This is a genomic window from Streptomyces pyxinae (assembly GCF_024756275.1).
Lineage (GTDB): Bacteria > Actinomycetota > Actinomycetes > Streptomycetales > Streptomycetaceae > Streptomyces > Streptomyces pyxinae.
Window position 1 is genome coordinate 91743 of the sequence record NZ_JANUGQ010000015.1, and the last position, 19800, is coordinate 111542.

The following is a 19800-nucleotide window of genomic DNA, read 5'->3' on the forward strand; positions in this document are numbered from 1 at the left end:
GGCACTGGCCGTCCGACTCCGCCACCCAGGTGAACGGCCGCACCGGCGCGCGGGTCACGGTCGGCCTCGCCCGGGACCGCCCGACCGGCCCCCGCCGGGCCGGGCCGGCCGTGTCCGCATCGCCGCCCGGGCCCGCACGGCGGCGGCACCGTCCTCCGGCACAGGCCCCAGCTCCCCGCCACCGCCGGACCCCGGTACACCCCGCGCCCCGCCGTCCACCGGACCCGGCCCGGTGCCGCCCCCGGCCCCAGGGACGACTCCCGACCAGGTGTCCCTACCCGACCCGGTACTCCCGCCCGGACCGGTCACGGCACCCATTCCGGTGGCGGCTCGCGGCCCGGCGCTTCCGCCCGGCCCAGTGGCGGGGCCCGACCCGGTGGCGCCCCCAGGTCCAGAGCCGTCACCCGGTCCGCCGGCGGCTCGCGGCGTGGTGCTCCGGCCCGGCCCGGTGACGGACCCCGGTCCGGTGACGGCGCCCGGTCCGGTACCCGCTCGCGGCATGGCATTCCCACCCGTTCGACTGCCGCTGCCGTGTCCGGTGCCACCGCGCGCGCCGTCAGTCACCGGGCCCACTCCGGTGCCGTCCCCCGGCCCGGCGGTGCCGCCCGGTCCGTCGACGGCTCGCGGCGCGGTGCTTCCACCAGGCCCTGGGACGGCTCCCGACCAGGTATTCCTACCCGACCCGGTGGCGGGGCCCGGCCCAGTGGCGGGGCCCAGCCCGGTGGCGCCCCCGGGTCCAGAGCCGTCACCCGGTCCGCCGGCGGCTCGCGGCACGGCGTCCGCGCCCGGTCGGGTGCCGCTGCCGTGTCCGGTGCCACCGCGCGCCCTGTCAGCCACCGGGCCCGCTCCTGTGCCGTCCCCCGGTCCGTCGGCGGCTCGCGACGTGGTGCTCCGGCCCGGCCCAATGCCGGACCCCGGTCCGGTGCTGCTGCCCGGCCCGGTGACGGCGCCCGGTCCGGTGACGGCTCGGGACGTACTGCTCGCGCCCGGTCGGACGCCGCCGCCCGGCCCGGTGACCGTGCCGGGGCGACCGCCGGCGCCCGGTCCGGTGCTGCCGCGCGGGGCCGTGATGGTGCGCATCAGCCGGGCCCGGGCGGCCCGGGGAGCGCGCACTCGCCGCCTGGCCCCGCCGCCCCGCGGCACCCCCTCCTCCTCGGACGCGCCGGGAGACTTCAGGGGTCCGGCGGAACCGGCACCCGGCAGCGGGCCGAAGCCGCCGGAGCCGGCCCGAGCGGGCCGGTCGGCCGCGCGGGGCCGGGACAGGGCCCGCCCGGCGACACCGCCGTCCCCGGCACCGGCCGAGGCGGCCGGGCGGTCGTGCGGGCCGGGTGCTTCGGCCGGCGGGGTTCCCGGCGCGGCGCCCTCGCGCAGGCAGTGCAGCACCTCCTCCGGGTCCAGGCCCTCGTTGCACGCCTGGTGGAGCAGCCGGGCGAAGAGGTATCCCGGGTCGGCCCGCAGTGCCAGGCTCAGCGCCACCCGGCCGGCCGGCTCGTCCCCCGTCGACCAGGCCACCCAGCCGGCCAGGGTGAGCGGCGGCGCGGCGTACTCGGCGTAGCGGCCCGCGCACCGCCTGGCCAGCGCCCGCCACAGCCGCAGGACGGCATCCGCCCCCGGCCCCTCCGCCCAGAGGGCGAGCCGGTCCCTGGTGTCCCGGTCCTGAAGACCGAGGATCACCCGCGCGGCCTCGTCGTCACCGATCAGCGCGTCGTCCCGCCGGTCGGCCTCGCGCTCGTCCGGGACGGGCGGCCGGCCGGCGAGCCGCATCACCAGGCAGCGCGCCATGACCCGGGTCTCGGTGCGCACCGCCGCCCGGCTCTCCTCGGCGAGCATCCGGGGCAGCAACTCGGCGGTGGCAGCGTCCAGCGCCCGCGCCGGTGCGCTCGGCGGTACCCGCGCCGGCTCCCCGGCCGGCGCCGGGGGCAGAAGCCGGGCCTCCATGTCCCGCAGCGAGCCGCGCACCCGGATGCCCGCGTACGCGGCGGACGCCGCCATCACCGAGGCGCCGGGCGGCGGAAGCGGCCTGCCGCCGGGCGGGCAGCAGGAGGCGTCGGGGCAGCAGTAGGAGTGATACCGGCCGCCGGAGAGACAGAGCGCCTCGTACACCGGCACGTCCAGCGCCCCGCAGGCCGTCCGCAACTCCTGGGCGAGCGGGCGGAGTCGTTCGATGGTGTCCGCCGCCGTGCCGTCCCCGGCGGGGTCCTGGCAGAGGAAGACCACGATCCCGTCGGGTCCACCGCCTCGCCGGGCGCTTCCGTGCACCAGGCCCTCCGCGAGCTGCCGGGCCGCCTCGGGCCACTCCCCCGGCGAGGGCGGGATGTCGAGCCGGACCCGGCCGCCGAAGCGCCCCCGCTCGCCGTGCAGGGCGACGAGCACGATCGAGTCGTCGGGGCGGAAGCCCAGCAGATACGGCAGCGCGTCGGCCAGTTCGCCGGGCCCCCGGAGGGTGATCCGCTGCTCCTCCGCCGGGCCGGCCGCGTACACCGGAGCGGCCGGATCCACCTCGCCGGCCGGATCGGCCTGCCCCACGGGAACGGCCGGGTTCTTCAGGGTGGCCGGGTCCAGCAGGTGGTCCGCGACGGCCGAGTCCGCCGCATGGTCCACGCCGAACGGGCCCGGCGAGTGGCCCGGACGCCCCGGATCACCCCGGCCGGGCTCGTCGGCCGGGTCCGCCGGGATGCCCGGGACGGCCATGTCGTCGAGGGCCGCCAGGTCGTCGCCGGCCACCGCCGACCACCGCGCGCCCTCCGGGTCACTGGGGGCCGCCGGACCGGGCGAGCCCACCGCTCCCGACAGGGCGGACGGGACCGGCGCACCCTCCGGGCCGAGGGCTGCGGGTGCCCGGTCCTCCGCTCCGCGGCCGGAAGGACGGCCGGGCGGGCCCTCCGGCTCGCACCCGGGCAGGCGGAGGAGGCCGGGGCCGCCGACCGGGTCGGTCGGCCCGGGCAGGCCGGACAGCTCGGGCCGCGCGGGCGGCTCGGGCGGCTCGGGCGGCTCGGGCGACTTCGGTGTCTCGGACGGGAGAGCGCCGGGGTGATCGCCGGGACGGATGCCGTCGTGGTGATTGGTCATGCCCAAGACGCTGCCGCAGACCCCGCCGGACCGTCGACCCCTGTGGAAAACCTCCGCGCCCGGGGATTTCCACAGACTGGACGACCGCCGTGGTCGATGTCGGAGGCGTGCTGTTGCATGGAGCCATGAACGACACGAGCGACGCAGGACCCGGCACTCTCCGCGCATCCGCCGACGCGGTCCTCGCCCGGCTGGTCGGCGCCCCCGCCGGTTCGGCGCGGCTGCGCGAGGACCAGTGGCGGGCGATCGAGGCGCTGGTCGAACACCGGCGACGGGCCCTGGTGGTGCAGCGCACCGGCTGGGGCAAGTCCGCGGTGTACTTCGTCGCGACCTCGCTGCTGCGCGAGCGGGGCAGCGGTCCCACCGTCATCGTCTCGCCGCTGCTCGCGCTGATGCGCAACCAGGTGGAGGCGGCGGCCCGGGCGGGTGTCCACGCCCGCTCGATCAACTCGGCCAACACCGAGGAGTGGGACGAGATCCAGCAGGAGATCGCCGACGGCCGGGTGGACGTGCTGCTCGTCAGCCCGGAACGCCTCAACAACCCCGACTTCCGCGATCAGGTGCTGCCCCGGCTCGCCGCCGCCACCGGACTGCTGGTGGTGGACGAGGCACACTGCATCTCCGACTGGGGCCACGACTTCCGGCCCGACTACCGCCGGCTGCGCACCATGCTGGCGGAGTTGCCCGCCGGGGTCCCGGTGCTCGCCACCACCGCGACGGCCAACGCCCGGGTGACGGCTGACGTGGCCGAGCAGCTCGGCACCGGCGCCGGCTCCGACGCCCTGGTACTGCGCGGACCGCTGGACCGCGAGAGCCTGAGCCTGGGGGTGCTGCGGCTGCCGGACGCCGCGCACCGGCTGGGCTGGCTCGGTGACCACCTCGGGGAGCTCCCCGGCTCGGGGATCATCTACACCCTGACCGTCGCGGCGGCCGAGGAGGTGGCCGCGCACCTCCGCCGGTGCGGCCACACCGTCGCCTCCTACACCGGCCGCACGGAGGACGCCGACCGCCGGCAGGCCGAGGAGGATCTGCTCGCCAACCGGGTCAAGGCACTGATCGCCACCTCCGCGCTCGGCATGGGCTTCGACAAGCCGGACCTGGGCTTCGTCGTCCATCTCGGTTCGCCCTCCTCACCCATCGCCTACTACCAGCAGGTCGGCCGGGCCGGCCGGGGTGTGGCGCACGCCGAGGTGCTGCTGCTGCCCGGCCGGGAGGACGAGGCGATCTGGCAGTACTTCGCCTCGGTCGCGTTCCCGCCCGAGGAGCAGGTCCGCCGCACCCTCGACGTGCTCGCCGGTGCGGGGCGACCGCTCTCGCTGCCCGCCCTGGAACCCCTGGTCGAGCTGCGCCGCAGCCGCCTGGAGACGATGCTCAAGGTGCTGGACGTCGACGGTGCGGTGCGACGCGTCAAGGGCGGCTGGGTCAGTACCGGTGAGCCCTGGTCGTACGACGCCGAGCGGTACGCGTGGGTGGCCCGGCAGCGGGCCGAGGAGCAGCAGGCGATGCGTGACTACGCGACGACCGGCGGCTGCCGGATGGAGTTTCTGCGCCGTCGGCTGGACGACGAGGCCGCCGCCCCGTGCGGGCGCTGCGACAACTGCGCGGGACCCCGCTTCGACGCCAAGGTGTCGGCCGCCGCGCTGGACGCCGCGCGGGGTGAACTGGGGCGGCCCGGTGTGGAGGTGGAGCCGCGCCGGATGTGGCCCACCGGTCTCGCGGCGGTGGGGGTCGACCTCAAGGGCCGTATCCCGGCGGGTGAACTGTCGTGGTCGGGCCGCGCCCTGGGGCGGCTCTCCGACATCGGCTGGGGCAACCGGCTCCGGCCGCTGCTGTCGCCCGGCGCGCCGGACGCTCCGGTGCCCGACGACGTGGTGGAGGCGGTGGTGCGGGTGCTCGCGGACTGGGCCAGGGGCCCCGGAGGCTGGGCCTCGGGCGAGCCGGACGCGCCCGGCCGCCCGGCCGGGGTGGTCACGGTCGCCTCACGGAGCCGTCCTCAGCTGGTGGAGTCGCTGGGCCGGCGCATCGCGGAGGTGGGCCGGATGCCCCTGCTCGGCTCGGTCGGCCAGGTGCCCGAAGCGGCGGAGGCGCGGCTGTCGCGGACCAACAGCGCGCAGCGGGTGGTGGGTTTGCACCGGGCGCTGACCGTGCCGCCGGAGCTCGCCGGAGAGCTGGCGGCGGCCGGGGGACCCGTACTGCTGGTCGACGATCTGTCGGACACCGGATGGACGCTCGCCGTGGCGGCCCGGCTGCTGCGACGGGCGGGAGCGGAGGGGGTGTTTCCGCTGGTCCTGGCAGTTCAGGGCTGACGAAGGCGTCACCGGGTGCTCGGCGGGGCAGGATATGAGTGTCATACCGCCCCATACCCGGCGGCGACCTCAATTGCTCGTTGCCGCTCGCCCACGGGGCAGGAAGAATTGGAAATCCGCTCCCCGCACGCTCATTCGCGGTCTCGCAGGGCTGTGCCGGTGCGTCCCACTTCACCCTGCCCGCTCCGTGGGCGCGTTTGCGAAGGGAGGACCGTGACCTTCGGATTCGCTCCGTCCGCGACCGGCTCGCTCGCGTCGGCGGCCGACTCCGCCAACCGCCTCGCCCGGGTGCTCGCGCCGGCCGAGTGGGCGGCGGCGGGGATACCGGTGCCGCGTGACCCGCGTGAGGTGGTCAACGGGCTGCACTCCCGGCACGGGCCGGAACCCGGCACCGCCGTCGTCGCCGTCCTCGACCACGAGGAACGGCTGGCCGCCAGCGCCTCGTTCGTCCCCCGCGCGGCGGCCGCCGACGGCTGGGAGTTCCGCAACGCGCTGCTGGCCCGGCTGCGCCGGATCATCCCGCACGACCTGCGCCTGCGCACCCCGGTCCGTACCGCCGTGCTGCTCTACTGCCGCGCGGGGGACGAGCGGTGGACGGAGGAGGACGGCGCCTGGATGTGGGGCCTGCGCGACGCCTGCACCCTGCACGGTCTGCGCTGCGGCGCGTACATCACGCTCACCGCTGGCGGTTGGCAGGTGCTGGGAGAGGGGCACGGCGGCCGCCGGCCGCACGCTGGCTCCAAGCCGGTGGACCTCGCGGAACTGGTGCCTGGCGAAGGAGTTCCGGCGCCGCGCACCGCGAGCGGGGCCGCCGAGCCACTGCGCCGTACCGCCGCCCGCTGACGGGGCGGCGAACGGAACCGGACCGGGCGAGGCGATGCCGACGGCGGGATCGGCGGGATCGGCGGGATCGGCGGGATCGGCGGGATCGGCGGGATCGGCGGGATCGGCGGGATCGGCGGGATCGGCGGGATCGGCGGGATCGGCGGGTGAGCCTGGCGGCCCGGGCCGCGCGGCTCCGGCGACCGGCGGAAGACTCCCCCAGGGGGTGGGGCCCCGGCCACGGTACGTCCGGACCATGGGCCCGGACGTGCCATGGCCGACCGCCGCGACAACCACGCCGGCTCCCGTACGGCCCCGCCGGCCGTGGGACCGGCGGCGGAGTCGTACGGGAGCCAGAAGTAAAGCCGACCACCCTGTGCGCGCGCCCTCATGAGGACACGTCAAGTACCGATCGGCTGCGGCGCCGTGGCGTCCCGGCACCCGCGCCCGGCGCCGTGCACGGTCGGCCCCCGGAAGCATCCGACGGGCCGGACCCGCCCGCCCGTGCGGGGCGGAGGCGAACCTCACCCCACCAGAGGGTCCGGCGCGGCGGCCGGCGAATCGCCACGGAGCCGCCGGTCGGCACGCACCGCCGCGGCGGCACCGCGCGCCGGGCGTCGTGCGCCCCGGGCCGCGCACGGCCACCGCGCTCGGAGCCGTACCGCCGCCCGGCCGGCCGGGCCGCGCGGGTCAGACGCCCGTGGCGAGAACGGAGTTGATCCGCTCGGCGTCGCCGCAGACGATCAGCAGCGCGTTCGCCCGCGCCAGCGCGGCGGGCAGCACGTCGACGGCATGGTCACCGCCGCCGTTGACGGCCACGACCACCACGGGACGCGACGAGGCGCGCTCCACGGCGGCGGCGTCCGCGAAGAACACGTCCTCCCGGGCATCGTGCTGGGCCCAGTAGGACGCCTCACCGAAGGACGACTCATGAGCCGCCCACGGGTGCTGTTCCCCGGTGGTGAGCACCAGGATGTCGCCGGGCGCCCGACCGGTGTCGAGCAGCAGGTCGACGGCCTCCTCGGCGGCGTCGAGCGCCCCGTTCACCGGGGCGGGGATCAGCTGGATCTGCGGCTGGGTCCCGGAGTCGGAACGGCTCTCCGGCCGGGACGGGGACTGCCCGGCACCGGGGTGCGGGCGCTGCGCCGGGGCGGCGGGCCGGGCCGGGCCCGGGACCGGACGGCCGGGGCGCGGAGAGGCCGCGGAACGCGGACCGGGTACGGGACGAGGGGTCGGCACGGGGCGGCCTGCGGCCGGTGTGACGCGCGAACCCTGGGCACTCTCGTGAATCTGAGGCTCCTCGGGGATGAGAGGCATGGGTGATGTCTATCAAACACCGGTGCGAGAAGCACCGGCGGGTGGCGCATAACCGCCACCGTGCGATTCGGGCGGGCGGACACCGCCGACCGGTTCAGAAGTCGAAGCCGAGCTGGCCTCCGCTTTCCGGGGCGGTCACCTGCGCGGGGAGGCGGACCTTCTTGAGGTGCCGCCACCGGGGCAGGGCGTCCAGATACGACCAGCTCAGCCGGTGGTGCGGGGTGGGCCCCCACTCCGCCAGCGCGGCCTTGTGCACGGGCGAGGGGTAGCCCGCGTTCGCGTCGAAGCCGAAGGCCGCGCAGTGCACGGACCCCTCCCCCAGTTCGGCCATCATCGCGTCCCGCCGCACCTTGGCCAGGACCGAGGCGGCGGCGACCGCGACGCAGGACTGGTCGCCCTTGATCACCGTACGGACCTTCCAGGGCAGGCCCAGATAGTCGTGGTTCCCGTCCAGGATCACCGCGTCGGGACGCACCGGCAGAGCCTCCAGGGCCCGGACGGCGGCCAGGCGCAGCGCGGCGGTCATGCCCAGCGCGTCGATCTCTTCCGGCGACGCGTGCCCGAGGGCGTGCGACGTGACCCAGGCGGCCAGTTCCAGCGCCAGTTCGGACCGGCGCTTCGGGGTCAGGAGCTTGGAGTCGGTGAGTCCGGCGGGCGGGCGGCGCAGACCGGTGACGGCCGCGCAGACCGTGACAGGCCCGGCCCACGCTCCGCGTCCGACCTCGTCGACACCGGCGATGATCTTGGCGCCGGTGGTCGCCCTGAGCGAGCGTTCGACGGTGTGGGTGGGCGGTTCGTACGGCATGGCGCCAGACAGGTTACGCCGCCCATAGGCGTCCGCGACACCCGGATTGCGGTCCGGCGCCCGGAGCGCCCGGTTCCGGACTCGCGCCGGGACGATCTCTTGGCATCTGCACATATCAGTGAGATCGTCAGATCGGCCGGAAATCGCCGGTGGCTCCACCGACTCCTCCCACAGGGCCGACCGTTGAGACGGTGAACGAGCGATGAAGAAGACAACGACAACGAGCCAAGCCCCGAGAAGTCGCAATCGCGAACGGCCGGCCGAAGCGGCGTGTACACAGGTTTTTCCCAGTGTCCGCGAGCACAGCGGCCCCCTTCGGCCACGACACCGGCGACAGCGACAGCGCCCCGCCGGCGGCGGCGAGAACACCCGGGTGGCCGCGCCGCGGATCGGCGGCGCGGCGGCGCCCATCGATCAGGCGGTCCGGCGGGCCCACATGCATCGATGCCGGCGTCGCCACAGCCCGGCGGTCCGGCGACCCCGTACTCAGCGGCCCCAACGGCGCCATGGACCGGCGGCCCCGGGTGCACCGGTGCCAGCGGCGCCACAGACAGCGGTCCGGCGGCCCGGCGGCACCAGTCGATCCACCACCCGCCCGTCCGGCGGCGGCCCGCGCGGACGCCCGCCCGGGTCGCCCCGGGGACACCGCCCCGCGCGCAGGCTCAGTGACGCGCCCCGGCCGGCAGCCAGCCGGGCAGTTCCTCGGTCCGCTCCCGCCAGACGGCGGGCGGCGCCGCACCGGCCGCGGCGACCACTCCGCCCACGATGGCGCAGGTGGTGTCGACGTCGCCGCCGACCCCCGCGGTGGTCCAGAACGCCCGCTCGTAGTCGCCCAGGGCGCGCGCGGCGGACCACAGCGCGAACGGCACCGTGTCATGCGCGCTGGTCCGCCGGCCGCACCCGAGCACCGCGGCGACCGTCCCGGCGTTCCCGTAGTCGAGCATGTCCCTGGCCCGGCGCAGCCCGGCACCGACGGCGCTGCGTGGAACGAGGGCGACCACGCCGTCCAGCAGCTCCGCCGGGGCCGGCGGCCCGGACGGGGCGGCGGCGAGCGCGGCGGCCGCGGCGACGGCCATGCAGCCGACCACCGCCTCACGGTGCTGATGCGTGGTGTACGAGGAGATCTCGGCCTGGTGGGTGGCCTGTTCGGGGTCGTCGGCGTACCAGGCGCCGAGCGGGGCGATCCGCATGGCCGCGCCATTGCCCCAGGACCCCTGCCCCTGAAAGAGCGCGGCGGCCAGCTCCCGCCAGTCGCCGCCCTCCCGGATCAGCCGGAGCATCCGGTTCACCGCGGGGCCGTAGCCGCGGTCGAAGTCATGGTGCTCGGCGAAGGACCTGGCCAGGGCATCCTGGTCGACGCGGCCGTGTCCGGCGAGCACGGCCAGCACGGAGCAGGCCATCTCGGTGTCGTCGGTCCACTGCCAGGGGCCGGGCGGCACTTCGCGCCGTTTCAGCAGCGGGTAGTTCGCGGGTACGAAGAACTGGGAGCCCAGGGCGTCTCCCACGGCCAGTCCACGCAGGCCGGCCAGGGCGCGGTCGAAGCGCCGGTCGAGAGCAGAGTCGGTCATCGCCCGGCCACTCTATCCGCCGGCACCGCACCGGGCGCTGTCGTCCGTGTCACGCCGCCCCCGGCGTCGTTCATGTACGCCCACCCGGCGTCGTTCGTGTCACGCCGCCCCCGGCCTGCCGATGACGCCGTACGGCTCCGGCGCCCGCCAGCGCTCGAAGGGCCGGTCCAGCCGGTAGCGCCCGTTCTCGCCCAGGACGAGGGTGCGGGTCTCCCCGTTGCGCGGATTGGAGAGCGACTCGAACTCGGCGACCGTCCAGTGGAACCACCGCATGCAGAACAGCCGCATGGTCAGCCCGTGGGTGACCAGCAGGACATTGGGCGGTGAGTCGGGCGCCTCGAAGCTGCGGTGCAGGCTCTCCAGAAAGGCACCCACCCGGTCGTAGACATCGGCGCCCGACTCTCCCTGGGCGAAGCGGTAGAAGAAGTGACCGTAGGCGTCCCGGTACGCCTTCTGGAGCCGTACGTCCTCGCGATCCTGCCAGTTCCCCCAGTCCTGCTCGCGCAGCCGGGGCTCCTCACGGACCCGGATCAGCTCCGGGTCCAGCCCGAAGGCGCGGAAGGTCTCGTGGGTGCGGCGGTAGGGCGAGAGATAGACGCTGACCCGCTCGTCCCCGAAGAGCCCGCGCAGCCGGTCACCGGTCTCGGCGGCCTGCCGCCAGCCCAGCTCGGTCAGCCCGAGCGCGTGGTCGGGCTCGCGCTCGTACACCGTGTCGTCGGCATTGCCCTCCGACTCGCCGTGCCGGACGAGGACGATGCGCCGTGGTCGTGCCATGGAACGACCCTAATCCGCCGGTCCGCGCGGGGCCCGGCCGGGCCGATCACGCCCCCGCCGTCCGGCGGAGCCGTACCGCCGGGCACCTCGTCCGGGACCCCGGAACCGCCCCCGGTACCCGCCCCGGTGGACGACGGACACGGGCAGACGGCAGACCCCGGCAGGCGGCAGCCCCGGGCAAACGGCGGACACGGGACCGGGCGACGGGCCCCTGGCGCGGACGACGGACTCTGGCGCGGGTGCGGGGGACATGCCTGGCCGGGCGCTCACACCGTCCAGCCCGCCTCCAGGTCCACCACAGCGCCGGTCAGCCCCGCGACGTCCGCCGCGAACTGGGCGCGCAGCGCGAGCCGCTCCACCCGCTCGGTCCGGTACTTGCCGTGCTCCGCCGCCGCCCGCCACATCGACAGGACCAGGAACTCGTGCCCCGGGGCCTCCCCGAAGAGCCCCCGCACCATCCCGGGCGACCCGGCCATGGCGGGGTTCCACACCTTCTCCTGCATCAGCGCGAAGTGCTCGACCCGCTCGGCCCGGACCCGGCTGTGTGCCACCCGTACGACATCGGCGTCGGTGAAGCGCGGCTCGAACCCCGTCTTCACATCGAACCGGTACTCGAACAGCTTGGTACGAAGTCCGCTGTACGTCCCCGACTGCGCGGCTGCCAGCCGGTCGTGCGAGCGGGCCATGAAGGAGTCGTAGAAGGGGCGGCTCTCCCAGAAGGTGAAGGTGTGGGCCACCCCGGGCCGCCCCCGGCTCCAGCCGCCGCCCTGCCCCCGGAAACCCGGCTCGCCCAGGAGCCCCGCCCACTTCCGCTGGCCCCGTTCGAACCCCCGACGGTCGACCACGGTGCAGCGACTCCACTTGACCAGCACCGCGCCATCGTACGGCGCCCGGCGTGGCGCGGGTCACGCCCGCCGGAGGGCCCGGGCGCCACCGGAACGGCACCTTCGCGCACGCTCCGTGACACCATAGGACAACGGGCCCCGGCGCGCGGCCGGTTGAGCTCCGCCAGCGGGCCCTCCGGGCGGCCCGGGAGACCGGCGTCAGGGAAGAGCGGGACGCGAGAGACGAGAGAGGGGATGCGGGTGGGCAGTCTCAACAAGGGGGTCGGCAAGGTGGAGGTCTCGCTCAAGTGGGATCCGAGCCCGGCCGGCGCCCCGGACCACGACCTGGATCTGATCGCCGCGGTCTACCCGGTGGCGGAGCCGCAGGGAACGCCGGTCTATCTGGTGCACTTCGACAGTCGCTCCCCGGACGGCACGATCACCCTCAACCGCGACAGCCGCAACGGCCAGGGGTTCGGCGTGGACGAGTCGATGACCCTGGAGCTCCAGCGCCTCGCACCGGCCTACGGGCGGGTGGTGGTGGGCGTCGCCGTCCAGCAGCGCGAGAGCCGCATCGCCTTCGGCGACGTGGCGAACACCCGGGTGACGGTGAAGGAGGGCTACGACGAGCTGGAGAGCCATGACTTCACCGACGTGGCCGGCGCGACGGCGGCCACCGTCGTGGAGTTCACCCGCGACGCCACCGGCGGCTGGGAGTACCGGCGGGCGATCCGTGGCTTCGACGCCGACCCGCAGTCCTTCACCACCCTGATGGGCGGCCCGCGCCCCTGACCCGGCACCGGCCTGCCCGCCCGCGAGGGCCGGCCCCCGGGCCGTGTCCATCGGAAATCCGTAGAAATCTTGCAGGAACCCATCAGAGATCCGTCAGAATCCGCCGGAACCCGTCGGACGGTCCCGGCACACCGGACGGGGCCGCCCCGGGCGCACTGCCCGGGACGGCCCCGTCGGTCACCGGCCCCTCGGGGTCCCGGCCTGCCGGCCGCTCAGCTGCAGCCGCTGGTGGAGCCGCAGCCCTCGCAGATGTAGCAGGAGCCGGCACGCTGCATCTTGGTGCCGCAGGAGAAGCAGAGCGGGGCGTCGGCGCTGATGCCGAGCTGCATCTCGACCAGTTCGGCCGAGGTGTGCGCCTGCTTCGGGGCCGGAACCGCCGCCTGCGGGGTGGTGGTGACGGGCGCCGGCCGGGGGGCCTCCTGGCGCGGCGCGGACTGCGCCAGGCCCTCCACGTCCACGTCGTCCTCGTCGTCCGACTGCCCGTAGGAGCCGGTCTCCAGGTGCCGCTGGCGCTCCTCGGCGGAGTGGATGCCGAGCGCCGAGCGGGTCTCGAACGGGAGGAAGTCGAGCGCCAGGCGGCGGAAGATGTAGTCGACGATCGACTGCGCCATCCGCACGTCCGGGTCGTCCGTCATACCGGCCGGCTCGAAGCGCATGTTGGTGAACTTCGAGACGTACGTCTCCAGCGGCACGCCGTACTGGAGGCCGACCGAGACGGCGATGGAGAAGGCGTCCATCATGCCCGCGAGGGTCGAACCCTGCTTGGACATCTTCAGGAAGACCTCGCCCAGACCGTCGTCCGGGTAGGAGTTGGCGGTCATGTAGCCCTCGGCGCCGCCCACCGTGAAGGAGGTGGTGATGCCGGGACGGCCCTTGGGAAGGCGCTTGCGCACCGGGCGGTACTCGACGACCTTCTCGACCGCGGCCCGGATCGTCTCCTCGGCCTTCTCGGTGACCTCGGCCTTCTCCTTCTCCTTCGTCTTGGCGGAGAGGGGCTGACCGACCTTGCAGTTGTCGCGGTAGATGGCGAGCGCCTTGACGCCCATCTTCCACGCCTCGAAGTAGACCTCCTCGACGTCCTCGACGGTGGCCGACTCCGGCAGGTTGACCGTCTTGGAGAGGGCGCCGGAGATCCAGGGCTGGATCGCGGCCATCATCCGGACGTGGCCCATGGCGGAGATGGAGCGCTCGCCCATGGCGCAGTCGAAGACCTCGTAGTGTTCGGTCTTCAGGCCCGGGGCGTCGATCACATTGCCGTGCTCCGCGATGTGCGCGACGACCGCCTCGATCTGCTCCTCCTGGTAGCCGAGGCGGCGCAGGGCCTGCGGGACGGTGCCGTTGACGATCTGCATGGAGCCGCCACCGACCAGCTTCTTGAACTTGACCAGGGCGAGGTCGGGCTCCAGGCCGGTGGTGTCGCAGGACATCGCGAGACCGATGGTGCCGGTGGGGGCGATGACCGACGCCTGGGCGTTGCGGAAACCGTTCTTCTCGCCGAGCCGGAGCACGTCCTGCCAGGCCTCGGTGGCGGCGGCCCAGACGGGGGTGTCCAGATCGTCCATGCGCACGGCCACGGTGTTGGCGTCGGCGTGCTGCTTCATGACGCGCCGGTGCGGCTCGGCGTTGCGGGCGTAGCCGTCGTACGGGCCGACGACCGCGGCCAGTTCGGCCGAGCGCCGGTAGGAGGTGCCGGTCATCAGGGAGGTGATGGCGCCGGCGAGCGCGCGGCCGCCGTCGGAGTCGTACGCGTGGCCGGTGGCCATCAGCAGGGCGCCGAGGTTGGCGTAGCCGATGCCCAGCTGGCGGAAGGCCCGGGTGTTGTCACCGATGGTCTGCGTCGGGAAGTCCGCGAAGCAGATGGAGATGTCCATCGCGGTGATGACCAGCTCGACGACCTTGGCGAAGCGCTCCGCCTCGAACGACTGGTTGCCCGCGCCGTCGTCCTTGAGGAACTTCATCAGGTTCAGCGAGGCGAGGTTGCACGAGGTGTTGTCCAGGTGCATGTACTCGCTGCACGGGTTGGAGCCGTTGATCCGCCCCGACTCCGGGCAGGTGTGCCAGTGGTTGATGGTGTCGTCGTACTGGATGCCCGGGTCGGCGCAGGCCCAGGCCGCCTCGGCCATCTTGCGGAAGAGCTCCTTGGCCTTGACCTCCTCGATGACCTCGCCGGTCATCCGCGAGCGCAGGCCGAAGGTGCCGCCGCTCTCCACGGCCCGCATGAACTCGCCGTTCACCCGGACGGAGTTGTTGGCGTTCTGGTACTGGACGGACGTGATGTCGTCGCCGCCCAGGTCCATGTCGAAGCCCGCGTCGCGCAGGGCGCGGATCTTCTCCTCCTCCTTCACCTTGGTGGCGATGAAGTCCTCGATGTCGGGGTGGTCGACGTCGAGGATGACCATCTTGGCCGCCCGGCGGGTGGCGCCGCCGGACTTGATGGTGCCGGCGGAGGCGTCGGCGCCGCGCATGAAGGAGACCGGCCCGGAGGCGTTGCCGCCGGAGGAGAGCAGTTCCTTGGAGGAACGGATGCGGGAGAGGTTCAGGCCGGCGCCGGAGCCGCCCTTGAAGATCATCCCCTCTTCCTTGTACCAGTTGAGGATCGACTCCATGGAGTCGTCCACGGCGAGGATGAAGCAGGCGGAGACCTGCTGGGGCTGCGGCGTGCCGACGTTGAACCACACCGGGGAGTTGAAGCTGAAGATCTGGTGGAGCAGGGCGTAGGCCAGCTCGTGCTCGAAGATCTCGGCGTCGGCGGGCGAGGCGAAGTACCCGTGGTCCTCGCCGGCCTTCCGGTACGTCTTCACGATCCGGTCGATGAGCTGCTTGAGGCCCGTCTCGCGCTGCGGGGTGCCGACGGCGCCGCGGAAATACTTGCTGGTGACGATGTTGACCGCGTTCACCGACCAGAAGTCGGGGAACTCCACGCCGCGCTGCTCGAAGTTGACCGAGCCGTCGCGCCAGTTGGTCATGACGACGTCACGGCTCTCCCAGGCCACCTCGTCGTACGGGTGCACGCCGGGCGTCGTGTGGATCCGCTCGATCCGCAGCCCCTGTTCCCTGGAGCCCTTGACCGCCGCCTTGGCGCCCTTGGCGCGGGAACCACGTGCCGCCGGACCGCTCGCCGTCTCTGTCATGCCGCCTCCCATATACGGGCAAAACACCCACCAGCACCCAAAACTTCCCAGGGTGCTGTCTCTCTCTTCTTCTCGCCCGGGCGCCGCGCACGGCGTCCGGGCATGTCATACGGGGCCGCCGGGGCCCGTACGGGCTCCCGCGACCCGACCCGGCCCCTGCCGGATCAGCCGGCGGCGCGGGCCGGCTCCGGGACCCCGGAGGTCCCGGTGGCGCCGCCGTCCGCCGGGACGGGCCGCTGTTCGCGCAGCTCCGCGATGGCGGCCTCGAAGTCCTCCAGCGAGTCGAACGCCCGGTAGACGGACGCGAAACGCAGATACGCGACCACGTCGAGCTCCCGCAGCGGACCGAGTATGGCGAGGCCGACGTCGTGCGTGGTCAGCTCGGCGCTGCCGGTGGCGCGCACCGCCTCCTCCACCCGCTGGCCGAGCTGCGCGAGGGCGTCCTCGGTGACCGGCCGGCCCTGGCACGCCTTGCGCACACCGTTGATGACCTTGGCGCGACTGAAGGGCTCGGTGACCCCACTGCGCTTGACGACCATCAGGGAGCAGGTCTCCACCGTGGTGAAGCGGCGGGTGCAGTCGGGGCACTGGCGACGGCGCCGGATGGACGTCCCGTCGTCGGTGGTGCGACTGTCCACGACCCGGCTGTCGGGGTGCCTGCAGAAGGGGCAGTGCATGGCTCCCAACCCTCCTTCACAGCACGACTGAATGGCCTCGGCGGACCCGTTCGGGGCCCTGGGGCAGCCCCCAGCATATGCGATCGCGCGGGCCCCGAAAGACAGGGGCACCACAACTTCTGGGTGGCCGGAGCCATCGAACCACTAGATGTGGGGTCGATAGCTCATTTGCGTGCCCGACGCGTGTCGCGGCGTGACCATTCCGGCGGTACGGCGGCGGTACCGCCCCGGCGGTACCGCGCGGCCCTTCCGGCGGTACGCGGCCGAGCGCGGCCCGCACCGGGGCCCGCCGGGGCGGGGGCCGGGCCCCGGGCGGACCGGGCCCGGGCCGGGATCCGGCCCGGTCGCACGTGTGACCGACACCGGCGCCGGGCGGCCGGCCCCGGCAGGCACCGCGCCGAGCTCCGGAAGCCGCCGCGACAAAGGAGCCGACCAGCGGCTTTCCTCGATATGGGTCGCACATACACCCCGCTCGGCGCACACGTAAGCCATTCCGAGTTTTTTCACTCGAACGTGTGTTTGGCGCAACCTTTCGAAAGCAACTACCGTTGTCCAGCCAGGGAGACCATTCGAGAGGGGCCGACGTGACCACCACCGCAGACAGTGCCGCCATTACCGCTCAGGACCGCTCCCCGGGCCGAATCGAGCCGGTGCACGCCATGACCGAGGTGACGGAGATGAACACGCACGCGGAGGGCGCCAAGCCCACCCGTTCACTGCCCGGCAGGCCCCCCGGCATCCGGGCGGACAGCTCCGGGCTCACCGACCGGCAGCGGCGGGTCATCGAGGTCATCCGTGACTCGGTCCAGCGGCGAGGATACCCGCCGTCGATGCGCGAGATCGGCCAGGCGGTCGGCCTGTCCAGCACCTCCTCGGTCGCCCATCAGCTGATGGCGCTGGAGCGGAAGGGCTTCCTGCGCCGCGACCCGCACCGCCCCCGGGCGTACGAGGTGCGGGGTTCGGACCAGCCCAGCAGCCAGCCCGCCGACACCACCGGCAAGCCCGCCGCCTCGTATGTGCCGCTGGTCGGCCGGATCGCCGCCGGTGGCCCCATCCTCGCCGAGGAGTCGGTCGAGGACGTCTTCCCCCTCCCCCGGCAGCTCGTCGGCGACGGCGAGCTGTTCGTGCTGAAGGTCGTGGGCGATTCCATGATCGAGGCCGCCATCTGCGACGGCGACTGGGTCACCGTCCGCCGCCAGCCGGTCGCGGAGAACGGTGACATCGTGGCCGCGATGCTGGACGGCGAGGCGACGGTCAAGCGGTTCAAGCGGGAGGACGGCCATGTCTGGCTGCTGCCGCACAACTCCGCGTACCAGCCCATCCCGGGCGATGAGGCCACCATTCTGGGCAAGGTGGTGGCGGTGCTGCGGCGGGTGTGAGCCCCGGCCCCTACTTCCGCACATCCGCGCCGACCCCGGAGGCCGCCCAGCCGGTTCCGGGGTCGCGCCCTGTCCGGCCCCGGCCGGGCGCCGCGCCGGCCCCCGGACAGGCTCCGCCACCGGACCCCCCGGCCGGGCACCGCGACGGGTTCTCCCCGCTGGACCGCGATCGACCCCGCGACCTCGCGAGCGCGAACCGGCGCACCCCCCGCACCGGACCGGCGAACCAGCGAGCCGGGTCCCGGACCGAAGCACCGCGCACCGGTCCCACGGAACCGGCGGCCCGAGGAAACGGCGCCCCGGCGGCTCAGGAGGCCGCCTCCCGGGCCGCCGTGTCGATCGCCGCCAGCGAGCGGCGCACCTGGTTGCGGTCGGTGGTGTACCAGAAGTCGGGCAGCGAGGCCCGCAGATAGCTCCCGTACCGGGCGGTGGCGAGCCGGGGGTCCAGCACGGCGACCACACCCCGATCCCCGGTCGCCCGCACCAGCCGGCCCGCGCCCTGGGCCATCAGCAGCGCGGCATGGGTCGCCGCCACCGCCATGAAGCCATTGCCGCCGGCCTCCTCCACCGCCTTCTGCCGGGCGCTCATCAGCGGGTCGTCCGGGCGCGGGAACGGAATCCGGTCCATCACCACCAGCTGGCAGCTGGACCCCGGCACGTCCACGCCCTGCCAGAGCGAGAGGGTGCCGAAGAGACAGGTCTCGGGGTCGCCCGCGAAGGTCTTGATCAGCTCGCCCAGGGTGTCCTCGCCCTGGAGCAGGATCGGCTTCTCGGACCGGCCGCGCAGTGCCTCCGCGGCGGCCTGGGCCGCCCGCATCGAGGAGAACAGCCCGAGCGTCCGCCCGCCGGCCGCCTCCACCAGCTCCGCCAGCTCGTCGAGCATGTCGGTGCGGCTGCCTTCCCGGCCCGGGGTGGCCAGATGCCGGGCGACATAGAGGATGCCCTGCTTCGGGTAGTCGAACGGCGAGCCCACATCGATGCCCCGCCAGACCGGCAGCTCCTCGCCCGCCGTACCCTCCGGGGCCAGCCCCAGCGAGGCGCCCACCCCGTTGAAGTCGCCGCCCAGCTTGAGCGTGGCGGAGGTGAGCACCACGGACCGCTCGGCGAAGAGCTTCTCCCGCAGCAGCCCGGAGACGGAGAGCGGAGCCACCCGCAGTGAGGCGCCGAAGCGGTCGTGGCGCTCGTACCAGACCACGTCCCACTCGGAGCCCTGGGTGATCCGCTCCGCCACCGTGTGGATGCTCTCCACCGAGGCCAGCGCCTGCTTCCGCACCGCGTCCTCGTCCTGCACCGAGCGGTCCCGGGTGGCGCCCAGCGCCGAGATCACCGCCCGGGCGGCGTCCCGCAGCGCCATCAGGGCGTATCCCAGGTCCTCCGGGATCTCCTCCAGCCGGCCGGGCAGCGCCAGCTCCATCAGCCGCTCGAACCCCTCGGCGGCCGTCTGGAGCTGATCGGCCGCCTTCTCGTTCACCAGCTTGGCCGCCCGGCGCACCGCACGGTTGACCTGGCCGGGCGTGAGTTCCCCGGTGGCCACCCCGGTCACCCGGGAGACCAGTTCATGGGCCTCGTCCACGATCAGCACCTCGTGCTGCGGCAGCACCGGGGCGCCCTCGATCGCGTCGATGGCGAGCAGCGCGTGGTTGGTCACCACCACATCGGCCAGCTTGGCCCGCTCCCGCGCGGCCTCCGCGAAGCACTCGGCGCCGTACGCGCACTTGGTGGCGCCCAGGCACTCCCGCGAGGTGACCGACACCTGGGCCCAGGCCCGGTCGGAGACGCCCGGGGTGAGGTCGTCCCGGTCACCGGTCTCCGTCTCGTCCGCCCAGTCGCGCATCCGCAACAGGTCCTGGCCGAGCTTGCTGGTGGGCGCGGCGGTCTCGAACTGATCGAAGAGGCCGTCCTCCTCGTCCTGCGGCATGCCCTCGTGGAGCCGGTGCAGACAGAGGTAGTTGGAGCGGCCCTTGAGCATGGCGAACTCCGGCCGCCTGCGCAGCTTCGGGTGCAGGGCCTCCACCGTGCGCGGCAGGTCCCGCTCGACCAGCTGCCGCTGGAGCGCGAGCGTCGCCGTCGCCACCACCACCCGCTCCCCCTGGGCCAGGGCGGGCACCAGATAGCCGAGCGACTTGCCGGTGCCGGTGCCCGCCTGGACCAGCAGGTGGGAACCGTCGTCGATCGCCTGGGCCACGGCCTCGGCCATGGCGGTCTGGCCTGGCCGCTCCATGCCGCCGACAGCGGAGACGGCGGCATGGAGGAGCTCGGGGAGGGATGGCTTCGTCATGGTCCGACCACCCTACGGGGCACCACCGACAGCCCGCTCCCGAAGCCCGCGAGGACCC

13 protein-coding genes are annotated in these 19800 nt (G+C 74.2%); 4 read left to right on the plus strand and 9 right to left on the minus strand.

Annotation, left to right across the window (positions count from 1 at the left end; all coding sequences use genetic code 11):
- Positions 1–54: 54 nt before the first annotated feature.
- Complete coding sequence (locus NX801_RS31025; RefSeq protein WP_258788865.1) at positions 55–3069, minus strand: DUF4192 family protein; 3015 nt, start codon at positions 3067–3069, stop codon at positions 55–57.
- A 125-nt stretch (positions 3070–3194) separates the two neighbouring features.
- Between NX801_RS31025 and NX801_RS18520 the strand changes: the two genes are divergently transcribed.
- Together NX801_RS18520 and NX801_RS18525 are read left to right on the plus strand one after the other, a co-directional pair.
- Entirely contained in the window at positions 3195–5375 is a 2181-nt protein-coding gene (locus NX801_RS18520) for a RecQ family ATP-dependent DNA helicase (protein ID WP_258788866.1), read from the plus strand.
- Between the two features lie 213 nt (positions 5376–5588).
- Entirely contained in the window at positions 5589–6218 is a 630-nt protein-coding gene (locus NX801_RS18525) for a hypothetical protein (RefSeq protein ID WP_258788867.1), read from the plus strand.
- A gap of 669 nt (positions 6219–6887) precedes the next feature.
- Here NX801_RS18525 and NX801_RS18530 read toward each other — a convergent pair.
- From NX801_RS18530 to NX801_RS18550, 5 genes are all read right to left on the minus strand, one after another.
- Positions 6888–7514, minus strand: a complete 627-nt coding sequence (locus NX801_RS18530) for a hypothetical protein (protein WP_258788868.1) — start codon at positions 7512–7514, stop codon at positions 6888–6890.
- A gap of 94 nt (positions 7515–7608) precedes the next feature.
- Positions 7609–8319, minus strand: coding sequence for a ribonuclease HII (rnhB, locus tag NX801_RS18535; protein ID WP_258788869.1), 711 nt, complete (start codon positions 8317–8319; stop codon positions 7609–7611).
- Positions 8320–8981: 662 nt separating this feature from the next.
- Entirely contained in the window at positions 8982–9887 is a 906-nt protein-coding gene (locus NX801_RS18540) for an ADP-ribosylglycohydrolase family protein (protein WP_258788870.1), read from the minus strand.
- Between the two features lie 99 nt (positions 9888–9986).
- The gene (locus tag NX801_RS18545) at positions 9987–10661 is read right to left on the minus strand and encodes a histidine phosphatase family protein (protein ID WP_258788871.1); all 675 of its coding nucleotides are present in this window, start codon (positions 10659–10661) and stop codon (positions 9987–9989) included.
- A gap of 266 nt (positions 10662–10927) precedes the next feature.
- The gene (locus tag NX801_RS18550) at positions 10928–11533 is read right to left on the minus strand and encodes a YdbC family protein (RefSeq protein WP_258788872.1); all 606 of its coding nucleotides are present in this window, start codon (positions 11531–11533) and stop codon (positions 10928–10930) included.
- A 213-nt stretch (positions 11534–11746) separates the two neighbouring features.
- On the opposite strand from NX801_RS18550, the gene NX801_RS18555 reads away from it, so the two are divergent.
- Positions 11747–12277, plus strand: a complete 531-nt coding sequence (locus NX801_RS18555; RefSeq protein WP_258788873.1) for a TerD family protein — start codon at positions 11747–11749, stop codon at positions 12275–12277.
- Positions 12278–12489: 212 nt separating this feature from the next.
- Here NX801_RS18555 and NX801_RS18560 read toward each other — a convergent pair whose 3' ends face one another.
- Positions 12490–15408: a vitamin B12-dependent ribonucleotide reductase gene (locus NX801_RS18560; RefSeq protein WP_258788874.1), complete on the minus strand. Its 2919-nt coding sequence runs from the start codon at positions 15406–15408 to the stop codon at positions 12490–12492.
- Positions 15409–15572: 164 nt separating this feature from the next.
- Positions 15573–16085 carry a transcriptional regulator NrdR gene (gene nrdR / locus NX801_RS18565; protein WP_258788875.1) on the minus strand — a complete coding sequence of 171 codons (513 nt, stop codon included), beginning with the start codon at positions 16083–16085 and terminating at the stop codon, positions 15573–15575.
- Positions 16086–16669: 584 nt separating this feature from the next.
- Between nrdR and lexA the strand changes: the two genes are divergently transcribed.
- Positions 16670–17464 carry a transcriptional repressor LexA gene (gene lexA, locus NX801_RS18570; RefSeq protein ID WP_258788876.1) on the plus strand — a complete coding sequence of 265 codons (795 nt, stop codon included), beginning with the start codon at positions 16670–16672 and terminating at the stop codon, positions 17462–17464.
- Positions 17465–17771: 307 nt separating this feature from the next.
- Here lexA and NX801_RS18575 read toward each other — a convergent pair whose 3' ends face one another.
- On the minus strand, positions 17772–19742 hold the full coding sequence (locus tag NX801_RS18575) for an ATP-dependent DNA helicase (protein ID WP_258788877.1): 1971 nt from the start codon (positions 19740–19742) through the stop codon (positions 17772–17774).
- Positions 19743–19800 lie beyond the last annotated feature (58 nt).

Excerpts from the sequence above, each read along its gene's own strand:
- NX801_RS31025 (WP_258788865.1), bottom strand. The coding sequence starts at position 3,069 with ATGACCAATCACCACGACGGCATCCGTCCCGGCGATCACCCCGGCGCT.
- NX801_RS18520 (WP_258788866.1), top strand. The coding sequence starts at position 3,195 with ATGAACGACACGAGCGACGCAGGACCCGGCACTCTCCGCGCATCCGCC.
- NX801_RS18530 (WP_258788868.1), bottom strand. The coding sequence starts at position 7,514 with ATGCCTCTCATCCCCGAGGAGCCTCAGATTCACGAGAGTGCCCAGGGT.
- rnhB (WP_258788869.1), bottom strand. The coding sequence starts at position 8,319 with ATGCCGTACGAACCGCCCACCCACACCGTCGAACGCTCGCTCAGGGCG.
- NX801_RS18540 (WP_258788870.1), bottom strand. The coding sequence starts at position 9,887 with ATGACCGACTCTGCTCTCGACCGGCGCTTCGACCGCGCCCTGGCCGGC.
- NX801_RS18545 (WP_258788871.1), bottom strand. The coding sequence starts at position 10,661 with ATGGCACGACCACGGCGCATCGTCCTCGTCCGGCACGGCGAGTCGGAG.
- NX801_RS18560 (WP_258788874.1), bottom strand. The coding sequence starts at position 15,408 with ATGACAGAGACGGCGAGCGGTCCGGCGGCACGTGGTTCCCGCGCCAAG.
- nrdR (WP_258788875.1), bottom strand. The coding sequence starts at position 16,085 with ATGCACTGCCCCTTCTGCAGGCACCCCGACAGCCGGGTCGTGGACAGT.
- NX801_RS18575 (WP_258788877.1), bottom strand. The coding sequence starts at position 19,742 with ATGACGAAGCCATCCCTCCCCGAGCTCCTCCATGCCGCCGTCTCCGCT.